Origin of the sequence: Marinobacter sp. es.042 (assembly GCF_900188315.1) — a bacterium.
Taxonomy (GTDB): domain Bacteria; phylum Pseudomonadota; class Gammaproteobacteria; order Pseudomonadales; family Oleiphilaceae; genus Marinobacter.
This window is the reverse complement of sequence record NZ_LT897781.1, coordinates 1,768,991-1,790,000: the sequence shown is the minus strand read 5'-3', so window position 1 is coordinate 1,790,000 and position 21,010 is coordinate 1,768,991. Positions and strand designations below refer to the sequence as shown.

The following is a 21,010-nucleotide window of genomic DNA, read 5'->3' as shown; positions in this document are numbered from 1 at the left end:
AAGTCTCAGGCCATCGGGTCGGCAATCGGTAGTTTAAGCGTGAACGCAGAGCCTTCACCTGGTTGCGACGACACCGAAATTTCTCCTCTATGTTTTTCAACAACGGTTTTAACGAAGGATAGTCCGAGCCCCGTTCCGTGGACTCCGGCCAGCTCAGTGCTTTTTTGACGCCGGTAACGGTCAAACAGTTGTGGCAGTTCCTCCGGATCGATACCGGTACCTTCATCAGCAATCGTCAAACAGGCCTGATGGCCCGCACGGAAGACCTGAACGCTGACGTCTGATCCACTCGGGCTGTATTGAACAGCATTGGTCAGCAGGTTGATAACGGCGCGCTCCAGAAGCTCCGCATTGCCTTTCAGCCACAAATCCTCGGTACCCTGTAACTGGAGTTGTATCTGTTTCTCTACAGCCTGCTCGATGACGCTGTCGCGAGCGTTTTCTACGATCGCCAGGAATTCGCATTCGTAGAACCGGGTTTCTGTTAGCTGTTCCGCCCGGGCCAGCTGCACGAATTCCTCGGCCAGGTGATAGCTTCTTCGGGCCAGTCGCCCCAGTTGCTCCAGCTGTTTCTGTTCAATGTGGCTTGGATCCCGTTTCAACTGTTCGATCAGGGCAAGTTGGGAAACCAGAGGCGAACGCACGTCATGGGAAATAAAGTCGATAGCCTCGCGGTGCTGGCGCTGCTGCTCCCGCAATTCCGAAATATCCGAAATATTGGCAATGATGCCTTGTTGGTCGCTGTCCGGCAGAGAAAACGGTGCAAAATGAATCAGGAAATCCTTGTCGCGAATCCTGAGGTCTACGGTGCGGCTCTGTAATAGGGTCAGGGTGTCGGAAACGGTTTCATGCCAGGGTGGCGTTTCCCGCGGATCATGTCCCTCCAGCAGCCTTACCAGGGGAAGGCCGGCCAGGCTCGGCATGGGCTCGCGGAACCACTCCTCTATGTGACCGTTGGCAAAACGGATGACCCCCAGTTCGTCAGTCACGATGATACCGTCGGGCATGCGCTCAAAACTTCTCCGGATGAACTGCTGCATGTGGTTCAAGCGATCCGTGGCAATGCGGACCCGCTCGATTCGTGCAGAAATGTTTTCACTGGGTCGGGCAGCAGAATCCGCCGGTACGGCTTGCTCAAGGTGCAGCCTGCGCAGATAGCGCTGGATAGCCTCGCGCCCAAGATCATTGGGCAATAGCAGACCCAGGTGATAGCGGGTGCCGGCTCGCAATAGCTCAATCCAGCTGCGATTGCTGTCGTGAAACCAGTGCCCCGGAGTCAGGTCATCCGGAATATCGCTCTGTGACAGTCCACGTGCGGAGAGGATGTCGTTCTCCTCCATCAGAAGCCATCCTGTGGGACGAAACAGGGCCTGGAAGTGCTCCAGAAGTTGTGTCGGGTTCCTTCCCGAGGGTGCGGGCAGGGCGACCTGGGGGCTTCTGGCCAGCTCGTCCAGTTGCCGGTTTAAAAATCGGTTGGTCATGGCCAGTCGGAGGCCGCTGGATACAGGAAAGGCCAAGAGTGGAACCAGCAGTGCGTTTGCGAGGGGAACCCACCATCGCATCGTCAGCAGCACGAACAGATAGATTCCGACCAGTCCCGCCAGGGCTGTCGCACAGGCGAGAAGGGTTCGCGCGGGGCGCATGGGCGGCAGGGCGAGGGCGAGTATCAGGATAGTTGTCATAGCCAACAGGGCAGACGCCCACGCCGGTGCCGGTTTAATCAACAATCCCTGCATGGATGCCGACAACACGTTGGCGTGGAACTCAACGCCAGACATCGGACGGCTCAGCCCCGAGAAGGGCGTGGGCAGTATGTCGCCAAAACCGGCGGCTGTGGCACCGACAAAGACTATTTTGCCACTGAAGTGTTCGGGTGCGGCCGGCTGAGTGAGTACCTGCGAGAAAGAATACGACTGCAGAGAGCCAGCACCACCGATCAGGGGCACAGCACGGTATTGATCCCGAATATTGACATAGGAAGGCGTATCCTCGGTCTCCGGATTTTGTGGTCCAACACCGCTTGCGGCCAGCGCAAGGCTTGGCCAGAGCTGGTTACCGAGGCCATTAAACAGGTAAAGACCTCGGGCAACGCCGTCGCTGTCCAGTTCCACGTGAGCATGGCCCAGACCGGCGGCCGCTGAAGCCAGCACTCCAACCGGCAATTGTTCGCTTAACAGGTACTGGGAGGTGGGAGGTGACAGATAGACTGGCAGAATAACGTTGCCGTGGCTTCGCATCTGTTCTGCCAGTTGCTGGTCGTCTGGCGACGGTTCGGCGAACAGAATATCGAACACAATGGTTTTTGCGCCCGCCTCGTTGAGCTTGGCAATGAGCTCAGCGTGCAGATTACGGGGCCAGGGCCAGCGGCCCAGGCGATTCAGGCTCAGCTCGTCGATCGTCACCAGAACCACCTCGTCCGAGGCTTCCAGTGGATTCGAGGTGATGGTTTGGTCGTACAGCCAGTAATCCAGGCGTTGAGGCAGTTCGGTTGTCTGGATAAGCAGGAGCAGTGCCAGCAGTATCAGGCCCAGAGTCCAGGGGGTCGTTTTAATTGGCAGCCAATCCCGGTTCATGAGCCCTGCTGTGTGGTTCGGTCGATCAACGGATTATTCCAGGTACAATTCCCTCCCTGGTCCCCAACGGCTTTGCAGTGGACCATCAGAAAGAGCTTTCAGGCGCACAAAATACCGCCTTCCGGGAATAAGACGCAAGGCTGCCGTGGTATCAGGCAGTGTTGCTTCCTTGATGATATTGTTGAAGCCCGGCTCCTCCGAGAGTTGCAGTCGGTATTCTGCCGCCGTGTCTACCTTCTCCCAGAACACCCTTACCTGGCTGTCGATGTAGTTCACGCTGATGATCCGAACCGGAGGCAGACTGCCATTGACCAGCAGCTCCCGCGGCTGCGTTGAAGCAACTGAATTGCCGCCTGCTTCGGTCACCACGCGCCAGTAATACTTGCCAGGCCCAAGCGGGCGTGAGGGCAGGGCAGCCGTTTCGGGTGCCCACTCGCTGGTGGCAATCAGGTTCCGGAAATCCTGATCCTCGGCTATTTCTACCCGTGCCACTTCATTGTCGCCGTTAAGCTGCCAGCGAAACTCGGGCATATCGTCGTTGACGGTGCCACCATCTTCCGGAGCAACCAGGCTTGCAGTCCTGGCCTGAAGATCGACTTCCAGCGGGACGACGCGGGGCATTCCCGCCGTGCCGCGAGTATCGAGTGCCGCCAGGTGAACCTCATAGCTGCCATTATCCAGTTGCCCGATATCAAAGCTGTTACCTGTCAGTTTTCGGCTTTCTACCCAGCGACCTGTGTCGCTTTCGAAGATGTCTACCCGGTGCATGGGGGCGCGACTTTCCTGCCAGGTCATGGTGGTGGGCAGTTGGGTCAGTCTCGGAGGCAGTGGATTGAGCGCCGGCGCTGGCGGCAGGCGACGAATGCTCAGGCCGTCGTTGTCGGTGGTGGACAAGCTGGCTCCGAAACCCGCAGGGATGCGGCGGGTCTTGCCGGGGGCTCCGAAGTCAACGTCGCCCTCGGTTACCTGCAGTCGAGTGCCCTCTGCGGATGTCTGGAGTGAAAATGCGGTACCTCTCACGGCGGCGACGGCTGAAGGCGTTTCAATCTCGAATCGTGCGCCTCCCTCCATGACCGGCTTCACCCGGGTGTGGATCTCGCCCCTGTCGAGTCGGAGTCTGGTATCGACCATGCCGGCTTTGCCGTATTGGGTCAGGCGATTGAAGATGAGTCGAGAATTTGGAGAAATCCTTACTTCCGAGCCGTCCGCCAGTTCAATGGTGGCGGTCCCGGACGCGGACAGAATTTCATCACCAACGCGGATGAGGACGTCTTCGCTCAGGGGTGTTTTCCGACCGGTATTTCCGGAAATCAACTGCACGGTTCCGGTGACCGATGTCGCCCGCGCCGGCTGAGGTTGGCGCTTTAGCCAGGCAAGGGGAATTCGCACACGGTCGCCGGCCCCCAGAATGGCACCGTTGCCAATCTTGTTGTACTGCAGAAGGCGACTCGCGGGATAATTGGGGGCGAGCAGGTCGCTGGCCACTTCCGAAAAGCTTTCTCCCGGCCGCAAGGTGTAGATCCACTCGGGCACCGGGTTGGCCGACGAAACGTCAGAATGCCCGGCTGAACCGCGAGTTACCGACAGCTCCGCAGCTGCGGGCGCAGCCCAGGCAAGCAGTGAAAGGATCAGCAGCAGTGCCGGTAATCGCGGAGCGGGGCTGTCAGTCATTGGCTGCCCTGGCGGGTTCGTTGACGTCAAAGGCCTGGTCCTGCGCCTTCATGGCCTCCAAGCGGTAGCCCCGCTGGTATATCGTCTTGATGCGGAAGCCGTTTTCCGGGTTCAGGCCGAGACGACGGCGCAGTCGGCTCATATGCGTGTCCACGGTACGGGTATTGATATCCCGCGCCAGACCCCAGACGCGCTCAAGCAGCATCTCCCGAGTCAGCAGCCGGCCCTGGTTCTGGAACAGGAACAGAGTCAGATCGAAATCCTTGTCGGTCAGGGTCAGTTCTTCGCCATGGAGTACAATGAACCTTTGCTGTGTGTTGATTTCGAACGGACCATAGTGAAGCACTTCCTTTTCGCTGTCAGGATTGGAGCGTCTTGCCAGGGCATTGATGCGTGCGCCCAATTCCGCGGCACGGGCCGGCTTGGCCAGGTAATCGTCGGCGCCGGCGTCCAGAGCTCGAACAATATCCGCCTCGCTGTCTCGCTGGGTGAGAAACACGACCGGAATCGGCCAGTTCAGCTGGGCGCGAACGCTCTCGAGAACATCAATGCCGGTCATGTCCGGGATCTGCCAGTCCAGAATCAGGAGGTCGTAGCTGCGGTGCAGAACCGCGCTCAGGAAATATTGGCCGGTCGGGAAGCTGTCGCAGTGATGCCCGCTTTCAGACAGAATTGACTGGATGTGCTGTGCCTGTTCCGTTTCATCTTCAAGCAAAGCAATACGCATTAAGCCTCTCCCGGAGTGTCGCTCTCTTGCCTGATATCGAGCAGAGCGTTCAATGGACTACTCTGCTATATCAATCAATTATCACAAAATGTGGATCTGCGTTCAGTATCGTTATGTAGACTTGCGTAAACGGACCGAAGGCTTTCCGTTGTCGTCGTCCAGTGTTTGTCGGCAGCCGGGGAAATTACTGCAGCCCCAGAACCAGCCTTTTTTCCCTTTTCGTCGCACCAGGGGCGAGAAACAGTGGGGGCATGGAATGGGTTTCTGGCCAGTACCATCCTGAGGCGTGGCTTCTTCCAGCGGTCGGGTGCCCCGGCAATCCGGGTAGCGGGTGCAGGCAAAAAAGCGGCCGAATTTGCCCTCTCGCTCCAGCATCGGGGCGCGACATTTGGGGCAGTGGGGCTGTGCCTCTGGTGAGGTTGTGCCGATACTCTCCGAGTCGACGGTCTGGCGGCCCTGGGGCCTGTCCAGAAAGCCGCGGATCTCCTCTTTGAGGGTATCCAGAAACTTCCTGGGATCGCCCTCGCCACGGCGAATACTCTCCAGGGTGGCTTCCCAGACGGCCGTTCGATCCGGCTTGCTTACCGATTCGGGCAGAGCAATGATCAACGCCTTGGCTTTGTCGGTGGCGCGGATATGTCGACTGTCGCGGTAAAGGTAATCGCGCTTGAACAAGGTGTCGATGATCGCAGCCCGCGTTGCTTCGGTGCCCAGGCCATCGGTTTCGCGCAGGGTTTTGCGAAGTTCGGTATCGGTTACAAATCGGGCAATGTTGGTCATTGCCGAGAGCAGGGTCGCGTCCGTGAAATGCTGGGGCGGCTGGGTTTTGCGCTCGCTAAGGCTACTATCGTCGCAAAATACCGGCTCGCCTTTTTCCAGTCTGGGAAGGGGTGCCTTCTCCGGTTCCTTGCGACCTTCTCGCAGTTTCAGCTCCAGCGTTTTCCAGCCGGGCACCAGGATGGCGGTTTCCGTCGCGCGGAATTCGTGCTCTGACACTCGTACCGTTAGCTTACCCTCCCTGTGCACGGCATCGGGCGCGAACTGAATCAGATAATACCGGCTAATCAGTCCGTAGATTTTTTCTTCCGCGTCACTGAGTTTGCCGTTCGGCGTCGGGCGGCTGGTTGGGATAATAGCGTGGTGGGCGTCGACCTGTTTGTCGTTCCAGGCGGAAGTCCTGCGGCCAAGGTCTGCGCCGTTGCAGGCTTGCTCCAGATCCGGTGCCACTCGGGCAATGGCCCTTATCACCTGCTCCCGCTGGCTGTAGTGGCCTTCCGGTAAATACCGGCAATCGGATCGCGGGTAGGTGATGAGCTGGTGGCGCTCGTAAAGATTCTGGGCGGTATCCAGGACGTCTTTGGCACCCATGCGGAATAACCGGCCTGCTTCAATTTGCAGGGCCGACAGGGAAAACGGCAGCGGCGGCGCTTCCGACCGATCCCGAAAGCGGGACTCGGTGATGGTGCCGGGTCGGTTTCGAACGCTGTCGGCAATCTGTTCAGCGACTTCCCGGTTCAGCAGGCGGTTCTCTTCATCCAGGTAATCCTGGAATTGCTCGTTGGGCTGCCAGCGGGCGGTGAAGGTTTGCTGGTCGGCCTCTTCCTCCTGCGCCCTGAACCTTGCCTCAATTCGATAATAGGGCTTGGGCTGGAAGTGCTCAATGGTGTTGTCACGTTCAACCACAAGGCCAAGCACCGGAGTCTGTACCCGGCCAACGGAATAGACCCCCTGTTCACCCTGCCGCTGATAACTGAGGGTATAAAATCGGGTCAGGTTGATGCCATAGAGCCAGTCGGCGCGTTGTCTGGCCAGGGCGGAATGGGATAACCGACGGAATTCCCGGTTGTCTTTGGGGTTTTGGATTGCGCGAGCCACGGCCGCTGGCGTCAGATCGTTGATCAGAATGCGCTGCACCGGTGCGCTGGTGCCGAAATAGCGGATAACTTCGTCCACCAGCAGCTGGCCTTCGCGGTCCGGGTCGCCGGCATGAATAATGGTCTGGGCCTGGCGGATCAGGGATTCCAGCACTTTGAGCTGCTGTCGCACGCTGTCCTTGGGCATGACCTCCCATTTGTCGGGAAACATCGGCAGGTCTTCCTGGCGCCATTTTTTCCAGGCCGGGTTATAGCGTGCAGGTTCTGCCGGTTCCAGCAGGTGGCCGATGCACCAGCTAACGGTGGCAGCATTGTCGCCAGTGCCACAGCGTATCCAGCCCTGGCCTTTCTGGTGAGGGCCGGGGAGGGCTGCGGCGATGGCGCGGCCGAGGCTTGGTTTTTCGGCTATGTACAGGTGCATGGGATTTGGGCGTTTTGGAATCGGGATGGGAATGTGGCGCTTTGGCTTTATGGTGTCAAGGCTCTCGGGTGTGTCCTGTATGTGTAGTAGACTGGGGGTGTTGGTGGAGGCGGCTGTGAAGATGGCTTTCCCAAAAGACGCCGTGAACCCATCCATGGGGGCTTGGTGTTGCCATCCTTGGCAACACACACTTTTGGGAAAGCCATCTCCACACCCGCTTCTGACCGTTTGCCATTCGCCCTCTTCCATCAGGGTTGAGCAGTAGGAGTCTCGAAACATGAAGATCCAGAATGCAATTGAAACCAAGCTGAACGACGCCTTCGATGCGCGTGTGCTTCAGGTGGAGAACGAGAGCCACAAGCACAGTGTGCCGCCTAATTCTGAAACTCATTTCAAGGTGACCCTGGTGTCGCCGGAATTTGAGGGGCAGATGAGGGTGCGGCGGCATCAGGCGATTTACAAGGTACTTGCCGAGGAGCTGGCGGGGCCGGTTCATGCGCTGGCGCTGCATCTATACTCACCGGAAGAATGGGAGGCGACGGGGCAGTCGGCGCCGGATTCTCCGAATTGTATGGGCGGGTCGAAGAAAGATCCGGCGATGGCGACGCGGACCGCACAGGGAGAGGGTTCATGAGTCAGTTTTTCCAGATTCATCCGGAGACGCCGCAGAAGCGTCTGATCAATCAGGCGGTGGATATTCTGCGTCGTGGCGGGGTGATCGTGTATCCCACGGATTCAGCCTATGCCATTGGCTGTCACCTGGGTGACAAACAGGCGGCGGATCGGATCAAGCGGATTCGCCGTCTGGATGACAAGCATAACTTCACCCTGGTGTGCCGGGATCTTTCGGACATCGGGGTCTATGCCAAGGTGGATAACACCCAGTACCGGTTGCTGAAGAATTTCACGCCCGGGCCCTACACTTTCATTCTGGATGCCACCAGTGAAGTGCCCCGGCGACTGCTTCATCCCAAGCGCCGGTCAGTGGGCGTCCGTGTGCCGGACAATGCCATTGTTCAGGAGCTGTTGGGCGAGTTGGGTGAGCCCATCATGAGTAGCACCCTGATTTTGCCGGGCGAAACCGATCCGATGACAGACCCTTATGAAATCCGGGAAACCCTGGAGCATGAGCTGGATCTGATTATCGACGGGGGGTTCTGCGGTATGGAAGCAACCACGGTCGTGGACTTTACCGGCGAGGCTCCGGTGGTTACCCGTGTTGGTAAGGGGGATCCGGAGCCTTTCGAGGTCTGATTCTCCTGATCCGTCTTTCCGTTATGCCCGGGCGTTCAGATTAAAGGCGTACGTCCGGCTATTCCCTGCAGCTTCGATTTGCTCGGCACTCACTGAGCGGCGCATGGTGTCGTAACGGTGCACGAGGTCCTGCAGGCCGTTAAATTGCTGGTTCTCGCTGATCAGTGTGTCCAATAGCGGGTTATTCACCCCGTACGCCTGGTTCAGCTTGAGCGCATTGTCCATGAAATGCAGCGTTGGCTCGTTAACGCTGAGGCGATTGAACGCTTCCTTGAAGTTTTTGTTTACGTTCAGGTCTTTTTCAATCTGGATGCGTGTGTTGTCGGCGATTTTCCCCTCCACCGCAACGCTGCCGTTCTCCGTTTTGCTCACGTTCAATGCGGTTGCCGGGTGCAGGTTGTATTCGGCAAGTTTGTGCCGCAGTGTTTCTCGAACGAAGGCAAGATCCTGCCCCACAGTTTGTTTGTAGTCGGTCATGGCCAGTCGGCGGGCTTTCAGCCGTGAGAGGTCAGACTGGTTGTTCTCCGAGGGTGTAAAGCGGTCATCGCCAGGTGTCGGCTCGGTTTCCATGGCCTTTGCCTGTGCTTTGCCAGGCGCGGCTTCCGGCCCTGTTGAAGGCGTCTGGCGCCTTTCCATGGCCTGCTGGAACTGGGTGCTTGCCCGGATCAGAGAGGTCAGTAGGGACATGGATGGGTTTCCTCCTTCGGTCAACCGGAGTGCGGTTTCCGAACAGTCAGCGTTGGGAATCACGAATGCTTGTCATCATGCTCTGCAGCTTTCAGGCCAACTCCATGGAATCCCAGGCTGACGCCTTCCTCCTTCTTTCGTCTGTGAACGACTATTCCGCGAATCTCATCTGGGTCGGGAAATCATTGACGCATACCTATAAAGGTTGGCGACAGGCTTCAGCCCCGATGATCGGAAACAAAGGGATTGGTGGCTCGCTCCCGGCCAAAGGTGGACATCGGACCGTGTCCGGGAATGAACGCAACCTCGTCGCCGAGCGGGAACAGCTGTTCCCTGATAGAGCGAATCAGTGTTGCGTGGTCGCCCCTTGGAAAATCCGTGCGCCCGATGGAGCCATGGAACAGCACGTCACCCACCAGCGCCAGACCCGATTCCTTGTGGTAAAAAACCACATGCCCCGGTGTGTGGCCGGGGCAGTGAAGGACCTCCAGGGTCTGGTTACCCACGGTGACCTGCTGCCCATCTTCCAGCCAGCGATCCGGGGTGAAAACTTCCGGGGCCGGAAACCCGAACATCTGCGCCTGCTGGGGTAGGCCAACAATCCAGAAATTGTCTTCCTTCTGCGGCCCCTCAATGGGAATGCCCAGCTCTTTGGAAAGCTCTGCAGTTCCGCCGGCATGGTCAATGTGGGCATGGGTAAGCAGAATTTTTTCGACCGTCACACCTTCCTCATCCACGGCGGCGCGAATCTTCTCCAAATCCCCGCCTGGATCAACTACGGCTGCCCTGCGCGTTTTTTCGCACCAGATCAGTGAGCAGTTCTGCTGGAAAGGCGTGACCGGAATGATTCTGTAGTTCAGTGACATACCTGTTCTCAATCGCTGAGGAAATGGCTAGTGCCATCAGTTTACTGGAACTTCCCGAGTAACAACGAACGCGCCCCGCAAATCGCCCTCGGAGAAGCCGGTCGCCTTGTCTTCAGGATAGAGTTCAGCCAGTTTTGCCTTCACCTCCGGGGCGATGGACTTTCCGTGACAGCCAAGGCAAAGCTTCTGTGTCGGGATGGCGCTCATATATTGGAACGCCGGCTGTCCGGACGCTTCGGAGACCTGCCAGACCTCCACCGGTTTTCCGTTCTTCACCGGCTGTCTGTCCATGGCCAGAAGCTGGATCTCCTGCCAGTCGGTGGGGGTGTTTTCCGGGTTCCGGACTTTCAGACTGGTTCGACTGATGACCCAGCCTCCGCTGCTGTTGTTCCTGGCGATTTCCGGTGCCACAGTCTTGCAAACACCAATACCGTTTGTGAGGCCGCCTTCTTTGATGGCCGCCTGGAGCGCCTGCTTCAATGAGCCGCCGAAGCTTTTTACCAGGGAACGTGCTTCGGCAACCATTGCTTCCGGGCTATCTGCTTGAGGTTGCGCGAGCAGTGGCATGGAAAGCAAGGAGCATAGCAAGGCTGTTGTGATAATTGGTTTGGTCATTGAATCTCTCCCGCGCTTCTTGGCTTTGGAATAAGTATATAACAAAAGAATGATCCCAAATTGAGCCAGGACAGATTCCGGTAGAGCCCATGAATGATTACCACGCCAGCCAGATAACATGGCGGGCACCCTTGCCGGGTCGCAAGGCCCTGACTGTGACGGGCTCAACAGAAAATCCTGCCCGTCGCAGCCTCTCGGTGAAGGAGTGCTCCTGGCCGGCAGACCAGTAGGCGAGGATCCCGTCAGGCCGCAGGGCTTTCTGGGCGGCCGCAATGCCATCCGGTGAGTAGATCCAGTTGTTTTCTTTGCGGGTCAGTCCTTCCGGACCATTGTCGACATCGAGAAGAATGGCATCCCATTCGCCGTCGCTGATTCTGAGTAATTCGGCAACATCACCAATGTAAACCCGGGCTCTCGGGTCGTTCAGCGGGTTGCCCGCCGCAGAGCCCAGCGGCCCGCGGTTCCAGGCTTCTACTTCGGGAACCAGCTCGGCTACCGTCACCTGCGCATCGTCGCCTACGGCGTCCAGCGCTGCTGCCAGCGTGAATCCCATGCCCAGGCCGCCGATAAGAACCCGGGGAGCAGGCTGATCGGCAATCCGTTCGCACGCCAGGGTGGCAAGAGCATCCTCCGAGCCGTGGATCCTGCTGTTCATCAATTCTCCGGTGGTTCCGGCAATTTTGATGGAAAATTCATCATTTCGCTGTAAAAGACGTAATCGGGTTCCCTTGCCGGGGATCGTTGCGGTTCCGATTTCGGTAAAACGGGCCATTGAGAAGTCCTGATGTCGGTGAGGAGGGGCAGTTTAGCTCGCCTGGAGCCAGGTTGAATATCACGGACCGAGAATCGGGGTTAAGAGAGGTGGTACCCCCGGCAGGACTCGAACCTGCTACCTTCCCCTTAGGAGGGGGACGCTCTATCCAGATGAGCTACGGGGGCATTATCGCGAGAAGGGCGGTATGATAGCGGGCTAAGACCTGAGGCTCAAGGTTCGGTCCGGTTTCAGAGAATGCCACGGAGTGTGTTTTGCCAGATCCTTTCTCGCTAAGCGTGATTGTTCCCGTGTGGATGGAAGCGGCAGGTGTAACCGACACCCTGCGCGCCCTGCAACCGATTCGTAACCGGGGGCATGAGGTGGTTGTCGTTGATGGTGGCAGCACCGATCGAACCGTTGAGCTGGCCCGGCCACTTTGCGACAGGGTGGTTGTGTCAGAGAAGGGCCGGGCGCTTCAGATGAACGCCGGCGCTGCAGTTGCAAAGGGCGATCTACTGTTGTTTCTGCACGCAGATACGCGCCTGCCGGAAGAAGCTCTGGAACATCTCGCAAGTTTCGTCCATTCCCGTCGCGCCTGGGGGCGGTTCGATGTGCGGCTGAGTGGTGAGCGGCCGCTTTTCCGGGTTATTGCCTGGTTCATGAACCAGCGCTCGCGGCTGTCAGGCATCTGCACCGGTGATCAGGCCATGCTCGTACGGCGGGATGTTTTCGACGCACTGGGTGGTTTTCACCCGATGCCGCTCATGGAAGATGTCGAATTCTCACGCCGTCTTTGCCTGGTGTCCCGTCCTTTCTGTATAAAAGAGCCAGTCGTTACCGATAGCCGCCGTTGGCAGAAATACGGTGCCTGGCGAACGATTTTTCTGATGTGGCAGCTGCGCTGGCGGTATTGGCGTGGTGAATCGCCGGAGTCCCTGGCCCAAATTTATCGATCGGATGTGCGCAATGCCTCAAAGTAATCCGCCTGCGGCGGTTTTTCTCCAGTTTGCCAAATGGCCGGAAGCCGGACGGGTTAAAACCCGGTTGATGCCCGAGTTGGGTGCGGTAGGGGCTCTCGAAGCCCATGTTCGGCTCACGTTGGCTGTGCTGGATAACCTGTGTGCGACCGGCTATCCGGTGGAATTCTGGTGGGATAGACCGGTGGATGACCGGCCCGGCGAGGCGGCCTCTATCATTGAAGAGCTGGATGCCGCCGGCCTGATGCAAGGCGTTCAGGAGGGGAGCACACTGGGCCAACGGATGTATCGCGCGTTGAGTCTGTCTCTTCAGGACTATGACCGGGCATTGGTGGTGGGCAGTGATTGCCCCTCGGTCGATCCGGATTACGCCCGTAATGCTGTCGCGCGCCTGAAAGACTACGACGTTGTGCTTGGGCCCTCAGACGATGGCGGCTATGTCCTGATTGGAGCCTCCCGAGTGGCTGAGGGAATGTTGGATGACATTGCCTGGGGCACGCCGGAAGTTCTGACCCAGACCTGTGACCGCCTGAAGGCATCGGGGCTCAGCTATTGTTTGCTGGAGCCCCGCTGGGATGTCGACGAGCCCGAAGACTGGGCGCGCTTTCTGCGCACTCTTTGATGACTCTAGCTGGCGGGCACCGGCGGCAGCTCTGTGAGCCTGCCAAGCGCCCGGTTTGCCTCCAGGCCATCGCCGCCCGTAACGACCTGAAGGCTCTGGTCGCGTTCCAGAACCGAGTTTCGGAACGTCTCAAGCAGTGCTTCTTGACTCTCTCTTTGTATTGCGTTGGCCAGTTGCTCGCGCGAATCAAAGCTTTCCACTCCCCGGTCAATCTCACGCCAGTAGCGGCTGGAAATCTCGCCCAGTTGCCGGTCCCTTTCGAGCAGTTTGCTGATGACGGCTTGCTTTTCCCGCTCCAGGCGCTCCGGTGTCAACGCTGTCAGGGTTGCCTCAAAACTGTTGGAGAACTCCTGAACCGCCTGGTCAATCTCTGCTTGGGAAGCGGAAGGTGACTGCACAACAAACCCCAGGGCCGGTGTTTCCAGCATTTCGAAAGGCGTGGCGTATACGATATAGCCCAATTGTCGGTTGGTGCGTAGCTCTTCAAAGAAGGGGCTGCTGATGATTTGCGCCAGCAGACGGAAACGGGCCCGTTCCTCAAAGCTGGTGTTGTCTCCCTGCATGTAGAGGGTATAGCCCGTGTCCGGATGGTCCACGTCAATGGAGACGAGGGTTTCATTATCTGGCAGCTGGCGCACCTGACTGCGTGCTACCCGGACCAGCTCGCTGTTGCCGAGAACAATGGCGTCAATTTGCCGCGCGAGGTTAAGAGTCGAGGCCTCGGTGAGGTTCCCGTGCGCCATCATAACCGGGTCAACCTGTGACAGCAGGGCTTCAGAGAAGGATTGCAGTTCCTCGAAGCTAACTTCCCGGGCGGCTCTCAGCTTGGCGTCGGTGGGCCAGGCGCCTTCGATGAGGGACGTCTGGATAAACTCAGAGGTCTGTTCGACAGGGCGATCCTTGGCCTTGTTCCGCAGGCCGTCAATCAGCTGCTGCCGGGCGATCTCGAAACGTTGTTCGGTCAGCTCCGGGGCGGCCACCTGGAGCAGAATCCGGTTCATCAGGGTATGGAGTTTGTCGTTGTAACCGCCGACCCGAACGGTGATACCCCTGAGATGCGGATAGACGCTGTAATCCAGGCCCGCAAGACTGGCGGAGTAAGCCCAGGCGTTCAGATTGGTATTGATGGCGTCCACCAGCAGCTGGGTGAGCACGTAGCTGCGTGCCGATGCTCGGGTGGCAGGCGTGCGCAGGCCCACAAACACGTTGGCTTTCGGTGTATCAAACCGGGTATCCCGGGCAAACCAGACATCCATTCCCTCGATGGTTGCCAGTTGTGTCGGCTGCGCCATGGTTTTTCCGGGCACCATCGCCAGATCTTCAGGCACAAATGGATTCTCCGGCGGCAGACGCAACTGGGCAGCGAGTTCCGGCAGGCTCTGGGTCTTCAGCGTTGCCGGGTCGAGTGGTTCACGGGCCCAGGCCGCTTCGTACCAGTCGGTTCGGTTCGGATTTTCAAGTTCAAGCTCCGGTGCCAGAACAAAGGCAAGGAGGTTGTCCGGCGTCAGCCTGTCCAGAATGTCGCGGTACTGTTCCGGCGCGAAGCGCTCAACCAGCCAGGGCGCCCGCAAAACGTCTTCGGCGGGATAGTCCTGGAGGTAACGAGAAAGGCGCATGGCCTCGTGCAGGGGATTACCCTGTTCGCGGAATCGAAAATCGATGCGAGCCAGGTTCTGCATTTCCAGGAAACGCTGCTCGCTGATACCTTTCTGGCGAATCTTTTCGATGTAATCGAATACCAGCGGCAGGACGTCCTCATGGCGAGCCAGTCCTTCCGGTGTCAGGGAAATGCTGATTTCGAGGGTGGCGTTCTCGCCGGTATCCATACCCAGGCCTGCAGAGAGGCTTTCCGCCAGACCGGCCCGTTTCAGAACATCGAACAAGCTGCCCGGGCCCTCGTGGCCGAGCAGGTTGGCCACGTAACTGGCGGGTTTGGTGCGATAGTTCGCTTCCTGAGATGGAATAGGGAAGGTGAGCGACAGGCTTCGAACGTCCTTGAGTGCTTCTGCTGTGACCTTGGCTGGCAGCTCATCTGAGCGGTAAAGGCTGGCCACGTGACGTTTGGTCTCAAGGTTGCGGTTCTCAATGGCATCGAACCGCCCTCGCACGAAGGATTCCAGCTCGTCCAGGGTTTGGGGCCCGTAAACCGCCAGGCTCATGATGTTCGAGGAGTAATGCTGCTTCCAGAACTCGATCAGGTCCGGCCGAAGAGGATTTGCTTCCGTATTCTCAAGGGTGCTCAGGTTTCCAACGGCAAAGTGACTGAAGGCGTGATCCGGATTGCTGACGGCCTTCTTGACGGAATAGAAGCGTCGACCATCGTCTTTCTGTTTGGCGCTGAACTCCGAGTGCACAGCGTTGCGCTCACGATCTACCAGTTCGGCGGTAAAGAGGGGGGCGGAAAATTGCTGGGCGAACCGATCCAGTGCCGGTTCCAGAAATTCGGCCTGAACGTCAAAGAAATAATTCGTGTCCTGAAACGCGGTGAAGGCATTGTGCTGGCCGCCGTGGCTCTTGATGAACTGCTGGTACTCGCCCGGATCGGGGTATTTCTCGGTCCCGAGGAACAGCATGTGCTCGAGGAAGTGGGAGAGGCCTTCCCGCTCCGCCGGATCATCTCCGCTACCAACAGCAACGTTCATTGAGGCCGCCGCTTTATCTGCATCTTCATCAGACACCAGAATGACCTTCAGGCCGTTGTCCAGTTCGATGAACCGGTACTGGTTGTCGTCATTGGGGCTCTTCTCCGGAATCTGCGCTGCAAGAGCAAGGGTGCTGAACAGCAAAAGTATGAGCAGGGAAAACAGGCGTGAGATCGGGTTCTGCATGGAGTTCTTCCTGACGGTACGTGTGTTCATAGGCCCTCTGGGATCCGGAGAAGACGTTTGCGTATCAGTGCATCAGCGCGTTGCGGGTGCCTTCAGGCTGCTGATCAAGTGTTTTACGTGCCAGGTCGGCGGCTTTCTCACTGTCCAGCTGGCCCGAGGCAATACGCTCGAGAACCGTGGCCATGATGGCGACGGACTGGCGATAATCTGCGAACTCGGCCTGGAAGGCCTTGTCGATGGCCTCGTAGACCGCCTGAATTTTCTCTTCCCGTGAACCAGCGTTATCGGCTGTGTCGTTGATGGCCTTCAGGCAGGCCCGGGCGATCGAAATGTAGCGTTCCGCGTTGGGATTGTCTTTCTGCATAGTAGGGGTTCCGGAGATCGGTGTTCCTGTGAAAACAAGAGATGCCAAAAGGCGCGATAAGTTCCCGATTATGTCATTGCTGGCGGGCGCTTTCATTGCATTGTGGTAATCCGCAAATTGAGCATGCATGGGGCAATTCCTGTGCTAGTCTCAAAAACATTGTGTCGGCGAACCGGACAGGCATGTCCCGCTTGTCGGGTCAGGAATTTAGAGTAATAGCTCTATACAAAACAAAGGCTTACAGAGTAAAAGCTCTAAAAAAGTTCGATACATGAAGGTTGCAATTAAGTACAATGCCGGCGTTTCCGGAAAACTCTAAGACTTTAGTCGTATGGGTGCTGGCATGGATAGACAACAACGAGCAACAAGCAGGGTGGAAGATTGATGAATTATTTCCTGACGGGTGGCACCGGATTTATTGGCCGTTTCCTGGTGGAGAAGCTTCTGGCACGTGGTGGCACTGTCCACGTATTGGTGCGTGAGCAATCCCAGGACAAGCTGGACAAATTGCGTGAGCGCTGGGGCGCGGATGAAACCCAGGTTAAGGCTGTTATAGGCGACCTGACAAGCAAGAATCTGGGCATCGACGCCAAGACGATGAAAGCCCTGAAGGGGAAAATTGACCACTTCTTTCACCTCGCCGCCGTGTACGATATGGGCGCAGATGAAGAAGCCCAGCAGGCGACCAATATCGAGGGCACCCGGGCTGCGGTGAATGCTGCGGAGGCGATGGGCGCCAAGCACTTCCATCACGTTTCTTCCATTGCGGCTGCCGGTCTGTTCAAGGGAATCTTCCGCGAGGACATGTTCGAGGAAGCTGAGAAGCTGGATCATCCGTACCTGCGGACCAAGCACGAATCTGAAAAGGTCGTTCGTGAGGAATGCAAGGTTCCCTTCCGCATCTACCGCCCGGGCATGGTGATTGGGCATACCGCTACCGGTGAAATGGACAAGGTGGATGGCCCCTACTATTTCTTCAAGATGATTCAGAAAATCCGCCACGCGCTGCCCCAGTGGGTTCCGACCATTGGTGTCGAGGGTGGGCGTCTGAACATTGTGCCGGTGGATTTCGTGGTTAACGCCATGGATCATATTGCCCACCTCGAGGGTGAAGACGGCAAGTGCTTTCACCTGGTGGATACCGATCCGTACAAGGTTGGCGAAATTCTCAACATCTTCAGCGAGGCTGGTCACGCACCGCGGATGGGGATTCGGATCGATTCCCGCATGTTCGGCTTTATTCCGCCATTCATTCGCCAGAGCTTGAAGAACCTGCCACCGGTGAAGCGTCTGACGTCGGCGATCCTTGACGATATGGGCATTCCGCCATCCGTGATGTCGTTCATCAATTACCCGACCCGTTTTGACGCCCGCGAAACCGAGCGCGTTCTGAAAGGCACCGGCATTGAAGTGCCTCGCCTGCCAGATTACGCGCCGGTGATCTGGGACTATTGGGAGCGCAATCTGGACCCCGACCTGTTCAAGGACCGCACGCTCAAGGGCACGGTTGAAGGTCGCGTCTGCGTGGTGACCGGTGCTACGTCCGGTATTGGCCTTGCAACTGCCCAGAAACTGGCAGACGCCGGCGCGATCCTTGTGATCGGTGCCCGCAAACTCGAGCGCCTGAAGGAAGTGGCCGCGGAGCTGGAGTCCCGGGGCGCAAGCGTGCATGCCTATCCCTGCGATTTTTCCGATATGGATGCCTGCGACGAGTTCGTGAAGACCGTGTTGGATAACCATGGCCAGGTCGACGTGCTGGTCAACAACGCCGGGCGCTCGATTCGCCGTTCACTGGATCTGTCGTTCGACCGCTTCCACGATTTCGAGCGCACCATGCAACTGAACTACTTTGGTTCCGTTCGTCTGATCATGGGCTTTGCGCCCAAGATGCTGGAGAATCGCCGCGGTCACGTGGTCAACATCTCGTCCATCGGTGTGTTGACCAACGCTCCCAGGTTCTCGGCTTACGTGGCCTCCAAGTCCGCGCTGGATGCCTTCAGCCGCTGCGCCGCTTCGGAATGGTCGGATCGCAATGTCACGTTCACCACCATTAACATGCCGCTGGTGAAAACGCCGATGATTGCGCCAACCAAGATCTACGATTCTGTTCCGACGCTGACGCCAGACGAGGCTGCAACCATGGTTGCGGATGCCATTGTCTATCGGCCGAAGCGGATCGCTACCCGTTTGGGTATCTTTGCCCAGGTGCTTCATGCCCTGGCGCCCAAGATGGCCGAAATCGTCATGAACACCGGTTACCGGATGTTCCCGGATTCACCGTCCGCCGCCGGTAGCCGTTCCGGGGAGAAGCCGAAGGTGTCCAGCGAGCAGGTAGCTTTCGCCGCCATCATGCGGGGCATCTACTGGTAATGTCTTAGCCCCTGAGTCGAGTTGGAGGGGGAGTTACTCCCCCTCCCATATTAATGGGTTAAACGAGATTCGCCTCTTTTAGGAAGTGTTCTGGGCTAAAGAAAACGTGCCGATAGCCGATGGTTAATACAAGAACAATATAAAAGAAGGGCTATTGATGACTCTCAAGAAACGTCTTTTGCTGACTTTGCTGCTGGTTGGCCTGCTTCCCGTCATTGCCATCTCATTTTTTAACGCCGAAATTGCCCGACAGAGCCTGACGGAACAGGCGTTGCAACAACTCTCTATTGCGGCTACCAATAAGCAGAATAGTGTTGAAGATTATCTCAGCACTATTGCCCGGCAGCTGAAAGCCATGGCCAATAATCGCGGGACCCGAACGGCGGCCCAGGGGTTTGGTTTGGCATTTCAAAATTATGAAAAACTGGTAAAAGAGGAGCAATCGACCTTACGAGACAACGTCGAGGCTTATTATCAGCAGAATTTTTTGCCACCCTTGCAGCAAAATGGTGGTGCTAACGGACGTTCAGCCTCGGACTTCGTTGCATCCCTCAGCAAAAACAGCCTGGCTCTGCAGATGGGTTACATCGTGGACAACCCGAATCCTGTGGGGCAGAAAGACGAATTGGTATCGGCTGACGTCCATATCGCGCAGTTTTATAACACGCTTCACAAACAGTGGCACACCTCGTTCAAGGAGTTTCAGGAGGCGTTCGGCTACTACGATATTTATCTCATTGATGCCGATACAGGCCATGTTATCTATTCCGTAGCCAAAGAGGTGGATTTTGCTACCTCCCTGAAAGACGGTCCCTACGCGAATTCTGGCCTGGCGGCAGCTTATCGTCAGGCGATGTCTGACGAACAGGATACTGCTCCGACTTTTGTTGATTTTACTCGGTATGTACCGTCCTACGGTGCGCCCGCCGGATTTGTGGCAACCCCCATATATTCCGAAAAAGATGAGCGGTTGGCCGTGCTGGCCTTCCAGTTTCCCATCGACAGCCTGAACAACATCATGATGGAACGAGATGGCATGGGCGAAACCGGGGATGCCTATCTGGTGGGGCCGGATAACCTGATGCGGTCAGACTCCTACCTGGATCCAGAAAACCGCAGTGTTGTCGCTTCCTTTGCCGACCCGGAGAATGGACGCATTAGTTCGACATCGGTGGATGAGGCCCTGGCCGGAAATTCCGGTGAAGGCGTGGTTACGTCCTACCGTGGCGAGCCAGTGTTTTCCGCCCACAGGCCAGTTACCGTAGGCGGGCTGAACTGGGCGCTTGTGGCGGAGATCAGCGAAGACGAGGCCCTGGCGCCGGTGCGTGAAATGTGGACGCTGACGGCGATAGCCATTGCTATTGTGCTCCTGGCTGTGGTGGCCGTGGCAGTCTGGACCGCGGCGCGGATCATGAAACCCCTTGGCAAAGACCCGGCCGAATTGCAGGCACTGGCGGAACAGGTGGCGGCGGGTAACCTGGTCATTGATTCGTCCGACAGTGACAAGGCCGCGGGCGTATACGGCTCCATGCTCAAGATGGTGTCGGACCTGAAAGAAGTGATCTTCAAGGTTGAAGAAGCGTCCCAGCGCCAGGCCAGTGCGTCCGAACAGTTGTCCGGCACTATCTCGCAGACCCTGGACAATGTGAATCAGCAGGCAGAGCAGACTGAGCAGGTGGCGTCGGCTATTGAAGAAATGTCCTCAGCAATCAGCGAGGTGTCCCAGAATACCGCTGAATCGGCAGCCGGTGCCCGGCGCACTGATGAGGCGGTGAGCCGCAGCGCAACCGAGGTGGAATCCTCCGCTGCTGACACCCGAGCTATGGCCAGGGAACTGGAGGAAGCAGAGGCCGGCATAGAGGATTTGCGAAAGAATATGGAGTCCATTACCAGGGTTCTAGATTCGATAAAGTCCATCGCCGACCAAACTAACTTGCTGGCTCTGAATGCTGCCATTGAAGCGGCCCGGGCCGGTGAACAGGGCCGGGGCTTCGCGGTGGTTGCGGATGAGGTGCGCAGCCTGGCCAAGAATAGCCAAGAGGCGACCGAGGAGATAAGTAGTTCCATCGAAACCCTGGTCAATTCGTCGGAGCGTGCTTCAAAGGTGGTTACCCGCTGCAGCGCACAGGCCAGCGGTATTTCCGAGCGGGCAGGCGCCGTTGTATTGCGGCTTCGCGAGGCAGTGGACGAGGTCACCCGGATGTCCGGTATGGCCGAGCAGATTGCTACGGCATCCGAAGAGCAATCAGCCACGGCCGAAGAAGTAACGCGCAACGTATCGACAATTGCTGATAAGTCCCTTGAGACCAAACAGGCCATGGCCCAGATATCCGAAGCCAGTGGTGACTTGGCGGAGTTGTCTCATCAGCTCAAAGATTCGCTGTCCCGGTTTAAAGTCAGCTGAGTA

Annotated in this window: 16 protein-coding genes and 1 tRNA gene; 6 read left to right on the top strand and 11 right to left on the bottom strand. The window is 57.6% G+C overall.

The window, feature by feature from the left end; translation table 11 throughout:
* Positions 1 to 5: 5 nt before the first annotated feature.
* From CFB02_RS08435 to CFB02_RS08420, 4 genes are all read right to left on the bottom strand, one after another.
* Positions 6 to 2,573, bottom strand: a complete 2,568-nt coding sequence (locus CFB02_RS08435) for a CHASE2 domain-containing protein (protein WP_088557651.1) — start codon at positions 2,571 to 2,573, stop codon at positions 6 to 8.
* 33 nt (positions 2,574 to 2,606) lie between these two features.
* A complete protein-coding gene (locus tag CFB02_RS08430; protein WP_088557650.1) occupies positions 2,607 to 4,244 on the bottom strand; it encodes a FecR domain-containing protein in 1,638 nt (545 codons plus the stop codon).
* Complete coding sequence (locus tag CFB02_RS08425) at positions 4,237 to 4,971, bottom strand: response regulator transcription factor (protein ID WP_088557649.1); 735 nt, start codon at positions 4,969 to 4,971, stop codon at positions 4,237 to 4,239. The genes CFB02_RS08430 and CFB02_RS08425 overlap by 8 nt, the downstream gene beginning before the upstream one ends.
* Positions 4,972 to 5,082: 111 nt before the next feature.
* Entirely contained in the window at positions 5,083 to 7,266 is a 2,184-nt protein-coding gene (locus CFB02_RS08420) for a DNA topoisomerase 3 (protein ID WP_088559199.1), read from the bottom strand.
* Positions 7,267 to 7,543: 277 nt separating this feature from the next.
* On the opposite strand from CFB02_RS08420, the gene CFB02_RS08415 reads away from it, so the two are divergent.
* Entirely contained in the window at positions 7,544 to 7,900 is a 357-nt protein-coding gene (locus CFB02_RS08415; RefSeq protein ID WP_088557648.1) for a BolA family protein, read from the top strand.
* Entirely contained in the window at positions 7,897 to 8,520 is a 624-nt protein-coding gene (locus CFB02_RS08410; protein ID WP_088557647.1) for an L-threonylcarbamoyladenylate synthase, read from the top strand. The genes CFB02_RS08415 and CFB02_RS08410 overlap by 4 nt, the downstream gene beginning before the upstream one ends.
* 21 nt (positions 8,521 to 8,541) lie before the next feature.
* Here CFB02_RS08410 and CFB02_RS08405 read toward each other — a convergent pair whose 3' ends face one another.
* The 5 genes from CFB02_RS08405 to CFB02_RS08385 form a co-directional block, all read right to left on the bottom strand.
* On the bottom strand, positions 8,542 to 9,207 hold the full coding sequence (locus CFB02_RS08405; RefSeq protein WP_088557646.1) for a hypothetical protein: 666 nt from the start codon (positions 9,205 to 9,207) through the stop codon (positions 8,542 to 8,544).
* A 218-nt stretch (positions 9,208 to 9,425) separates the two neighbouring features.
* Entirely contained in the window at positions 9,426 to 10,073 is a 648-nt protein-coding gene (locus CFB02_RS08400) for an MBL fold metallo-hydrolase (protein WP_088557645.1), read from the bottom strand.
* 36 nt (positions 10,074 to 10,109) lie between these two features.
* On the bottom strand, positions 10,110 to 10,688 hold the full coding sequence (locus CFB02_RS08395) for a DUF3365 domain-containing protein (RefSeq protein WP_014576647.1): 579 nt from the start codon (positions 10,686 to 10,688) through the stop codon (positions 10,110 to 10,112).
* A gap of 97 nt (positions 10,689 to 10,785) precedes the next feature.
* The gene (locus CFB02_RS08390) at positions 10,786 to 11,460 is read right to left on the bottom strand and encodes a spermidine synthase (RefSeq protein ID WP_088557644.1); all 675 of its coding nucleotides are present in this window, start codon (positions 11,458 to 11,460) and stop codon (positions 10,786 to 10,788) included.
* A 90-nt stretch (positions 11,461 to 11,550) separates the two neighbouring features.
* A tRNA-Arg gene (locus tag CFB02_RS08385) sits at positions 11,551 to 11,627 on the bottom strand.
* Between the two features lie 87 nt (positions 11,628 to 11,714).
* On the opposite strand from CFB02_RS08385, the gene CFB02_RS08380 reads away from it, so the two are divergent.
* Positions 11,715 to 12,422, top strand: coding sequence for a TIGR04283 family arsenosugar biosynthesis glycosyltransferase (locus tag CFB02_RS08380; protein WP_088557643.1), 708 nt, complete (start codon positions 11,715 to 11,717; stop codon positions 12,420 to 12,422).
* On the top strand, positions 12,409 to 13,041 hold the full coding sequence (locus CFB02_RS08375; protein ID WP_088557642.1) for a TIGR04282 family arsenosugar biosynthesis glycosyltransferase: 633 nt from the start codon (positions 12,409 to 12,411) through the stop codon (positions 13,039 to 13,041). The genes CFB02_RS08380 and CFB02_RS08375 overlap by 14 nt, the downstream gene beginning before the upstream one ends.
* 5 nt (positions 13,042 to 13,046) lie before the next feature.
* On the opposite strand, the gene CFB02_RS08370 is transcribed toward CFB02_RS08375, so the two are convergent.
* Positions 13,047 to 15,869 (bottom strand): insulinase family protein, encoded by a 2,823-nt coding sequence (locus CFB02_RS08370; RefSeq protein ID WP_088557641.1) that lies wholly within the window; start codon positions 15,867 to 15,869, stop codon positions 13,047 to 13,049.
* 64 nt (positions 15,870 to 15,933) lie between these two features.
* The gene (locus CFB02_RS08365) at positions 15,934 to 16,233 is read right to left on the bottom strand and encodes a hypothetical protein (RefSeq protein ID WP_088557640.1); all 300 of its coding nucleotides are present in this window, start codon (positions 16,231 to 16,233) and stop codon (positions 15,934 to 15,936) included.
* A gap of 384 nt (positions 16,234 to 16,617) precedes the next feature.
* On the opposite strand from CFB02_RS08365, the gene CFB02_RS08360 reads away from it, so the two are divergent.
* Both CFB02_RS08360 and CFB02_RS08355 read left to right on the top strand, forming a co-directional pair.
* Entirely contained in the window at positions 16,618 to 18,603 is a 1,986-nt protein-coding gene (locus CFB02_RS08360) for an SDR family oxidoreductase (protein ID WP_088557639.1), read from the top strand.
* 157 nt (positions 18,604 to 18,760) lie between these two features.
* On the top strand, positions 18,761 to 21,007 hold the full coding sequence (locus tag CFB02_RS08355; RefSeq protein WP_088557638.1) for a methyl-accepting chemotaxis protein: 2,247 nt from the start codon (positions 18,761 to 18,763) through the stop codon (positions 21,005 to 21,007).
* Positions 21,008 to 21,010 lie beyond the last annotated feature (3 nt).

Coding starts and splice junctions, on each gene's coding strand:
- CFB02_RS08435 (WP_088557651.1), bottom strand. CDS start 2,573: ATGAACCGGGATTGGCTGCCAATTAAAACGACCCCCTGGACTCTGGGC.
- CFB02_RS08365 (WP_088557640.1), bottom strand. CDS start 16,233: ATGCAGAAAGACAATCCCAACGCGGAACGCTACATTTCGATCGCCCGG.
- CFB02_RS08360 (WP_088557639.1), top strand. CDS start 16,618: ATGAATTATTTCCTGACGGGTGGCACCGGATTTATTGGCCGTTTCCTG.
- CFB02_RS08405 (WP_088557646.1), bottom strand. CDS start 9,207: ATGTCCCTACTGACCTCTCTGATCCGGGCAAGCACCCAGTTCCAGCAG.
- CFB02_RS08430 (WP_088557650.1), bottom strand. CDS start 4,244: ATGACTGACAGCCCCGCTCCGCGATTACCGGCACTGCTGCTGATCCTT.
- CFB02_RS08415 (WP_088557648.1), top strand. CDS start 7,544: ATGAAGATCCAGAATGCAATTGAAACCAAGCTGAACGACGCCTTCGAT.
- CFB02_RS08375 (WP_088557642.1), top strand. CDS start 12,409: ATGCCTCAAAGTAATCCGCCTGCGGCGGTTTTTCTCCAGTTTGCCAAA.
- CFB02_RS08355 (WP_088557638.1), top strand. CDS start 18,761: ATGACTCTCAAGAAACGTCTTTTGCTGACTTTGCTGCTGGTTGGCCTG.
- CFB02_RS08395 (WP_014576647.1), bottom strand. CDS start 10,688: ATGACCAAACCAATTATCACAACAGCCTTGCTATGCTCCTTGCTTTCC.
- CFB02_RS08420 (WP_088559199.1), bottom strand. CDS start 7,266: ATGCACCTGTACATAGCCGAAAAACCAAGCCTCGGCCGCGCCATCGCC.
- CFB02_RS08390 (WP_088557644.1), bottom strand. CDS start 11,460: ATGGCCCGTTTTACCGAAATCGGAACCGCAACGATCCCCGGCAAGGGA.
- CFB02_RS08400 (WP_088557645.1), bottom strand. CDS start 10,073: ATGTCACTGAACTACAGAATCATTCCGGTCACGCCTTTCCAGCAGAAC.
- CFB02_RS08370 (WP_088557641.1), bottom strand. CDS start 15,869: ATGCAGAACCCGATCTCACGCCTGTTTTCCCTGCTCATACTTTTGCTG.
- CFB02_RS08425 (WP_088557649.1), bottom strand. CDS start 4,971: ATGCGTATTGCTTTGCTTGAAGATGAAACGGAACAGGCACAGCACATC.
- CFB02_RS08410 (WP_088557647.1), top strand. CDS start 7,897: ATGAGTCAGTTTTTCCAGATTCATCCGGAGACGCCGCAGAAGCGTCTG.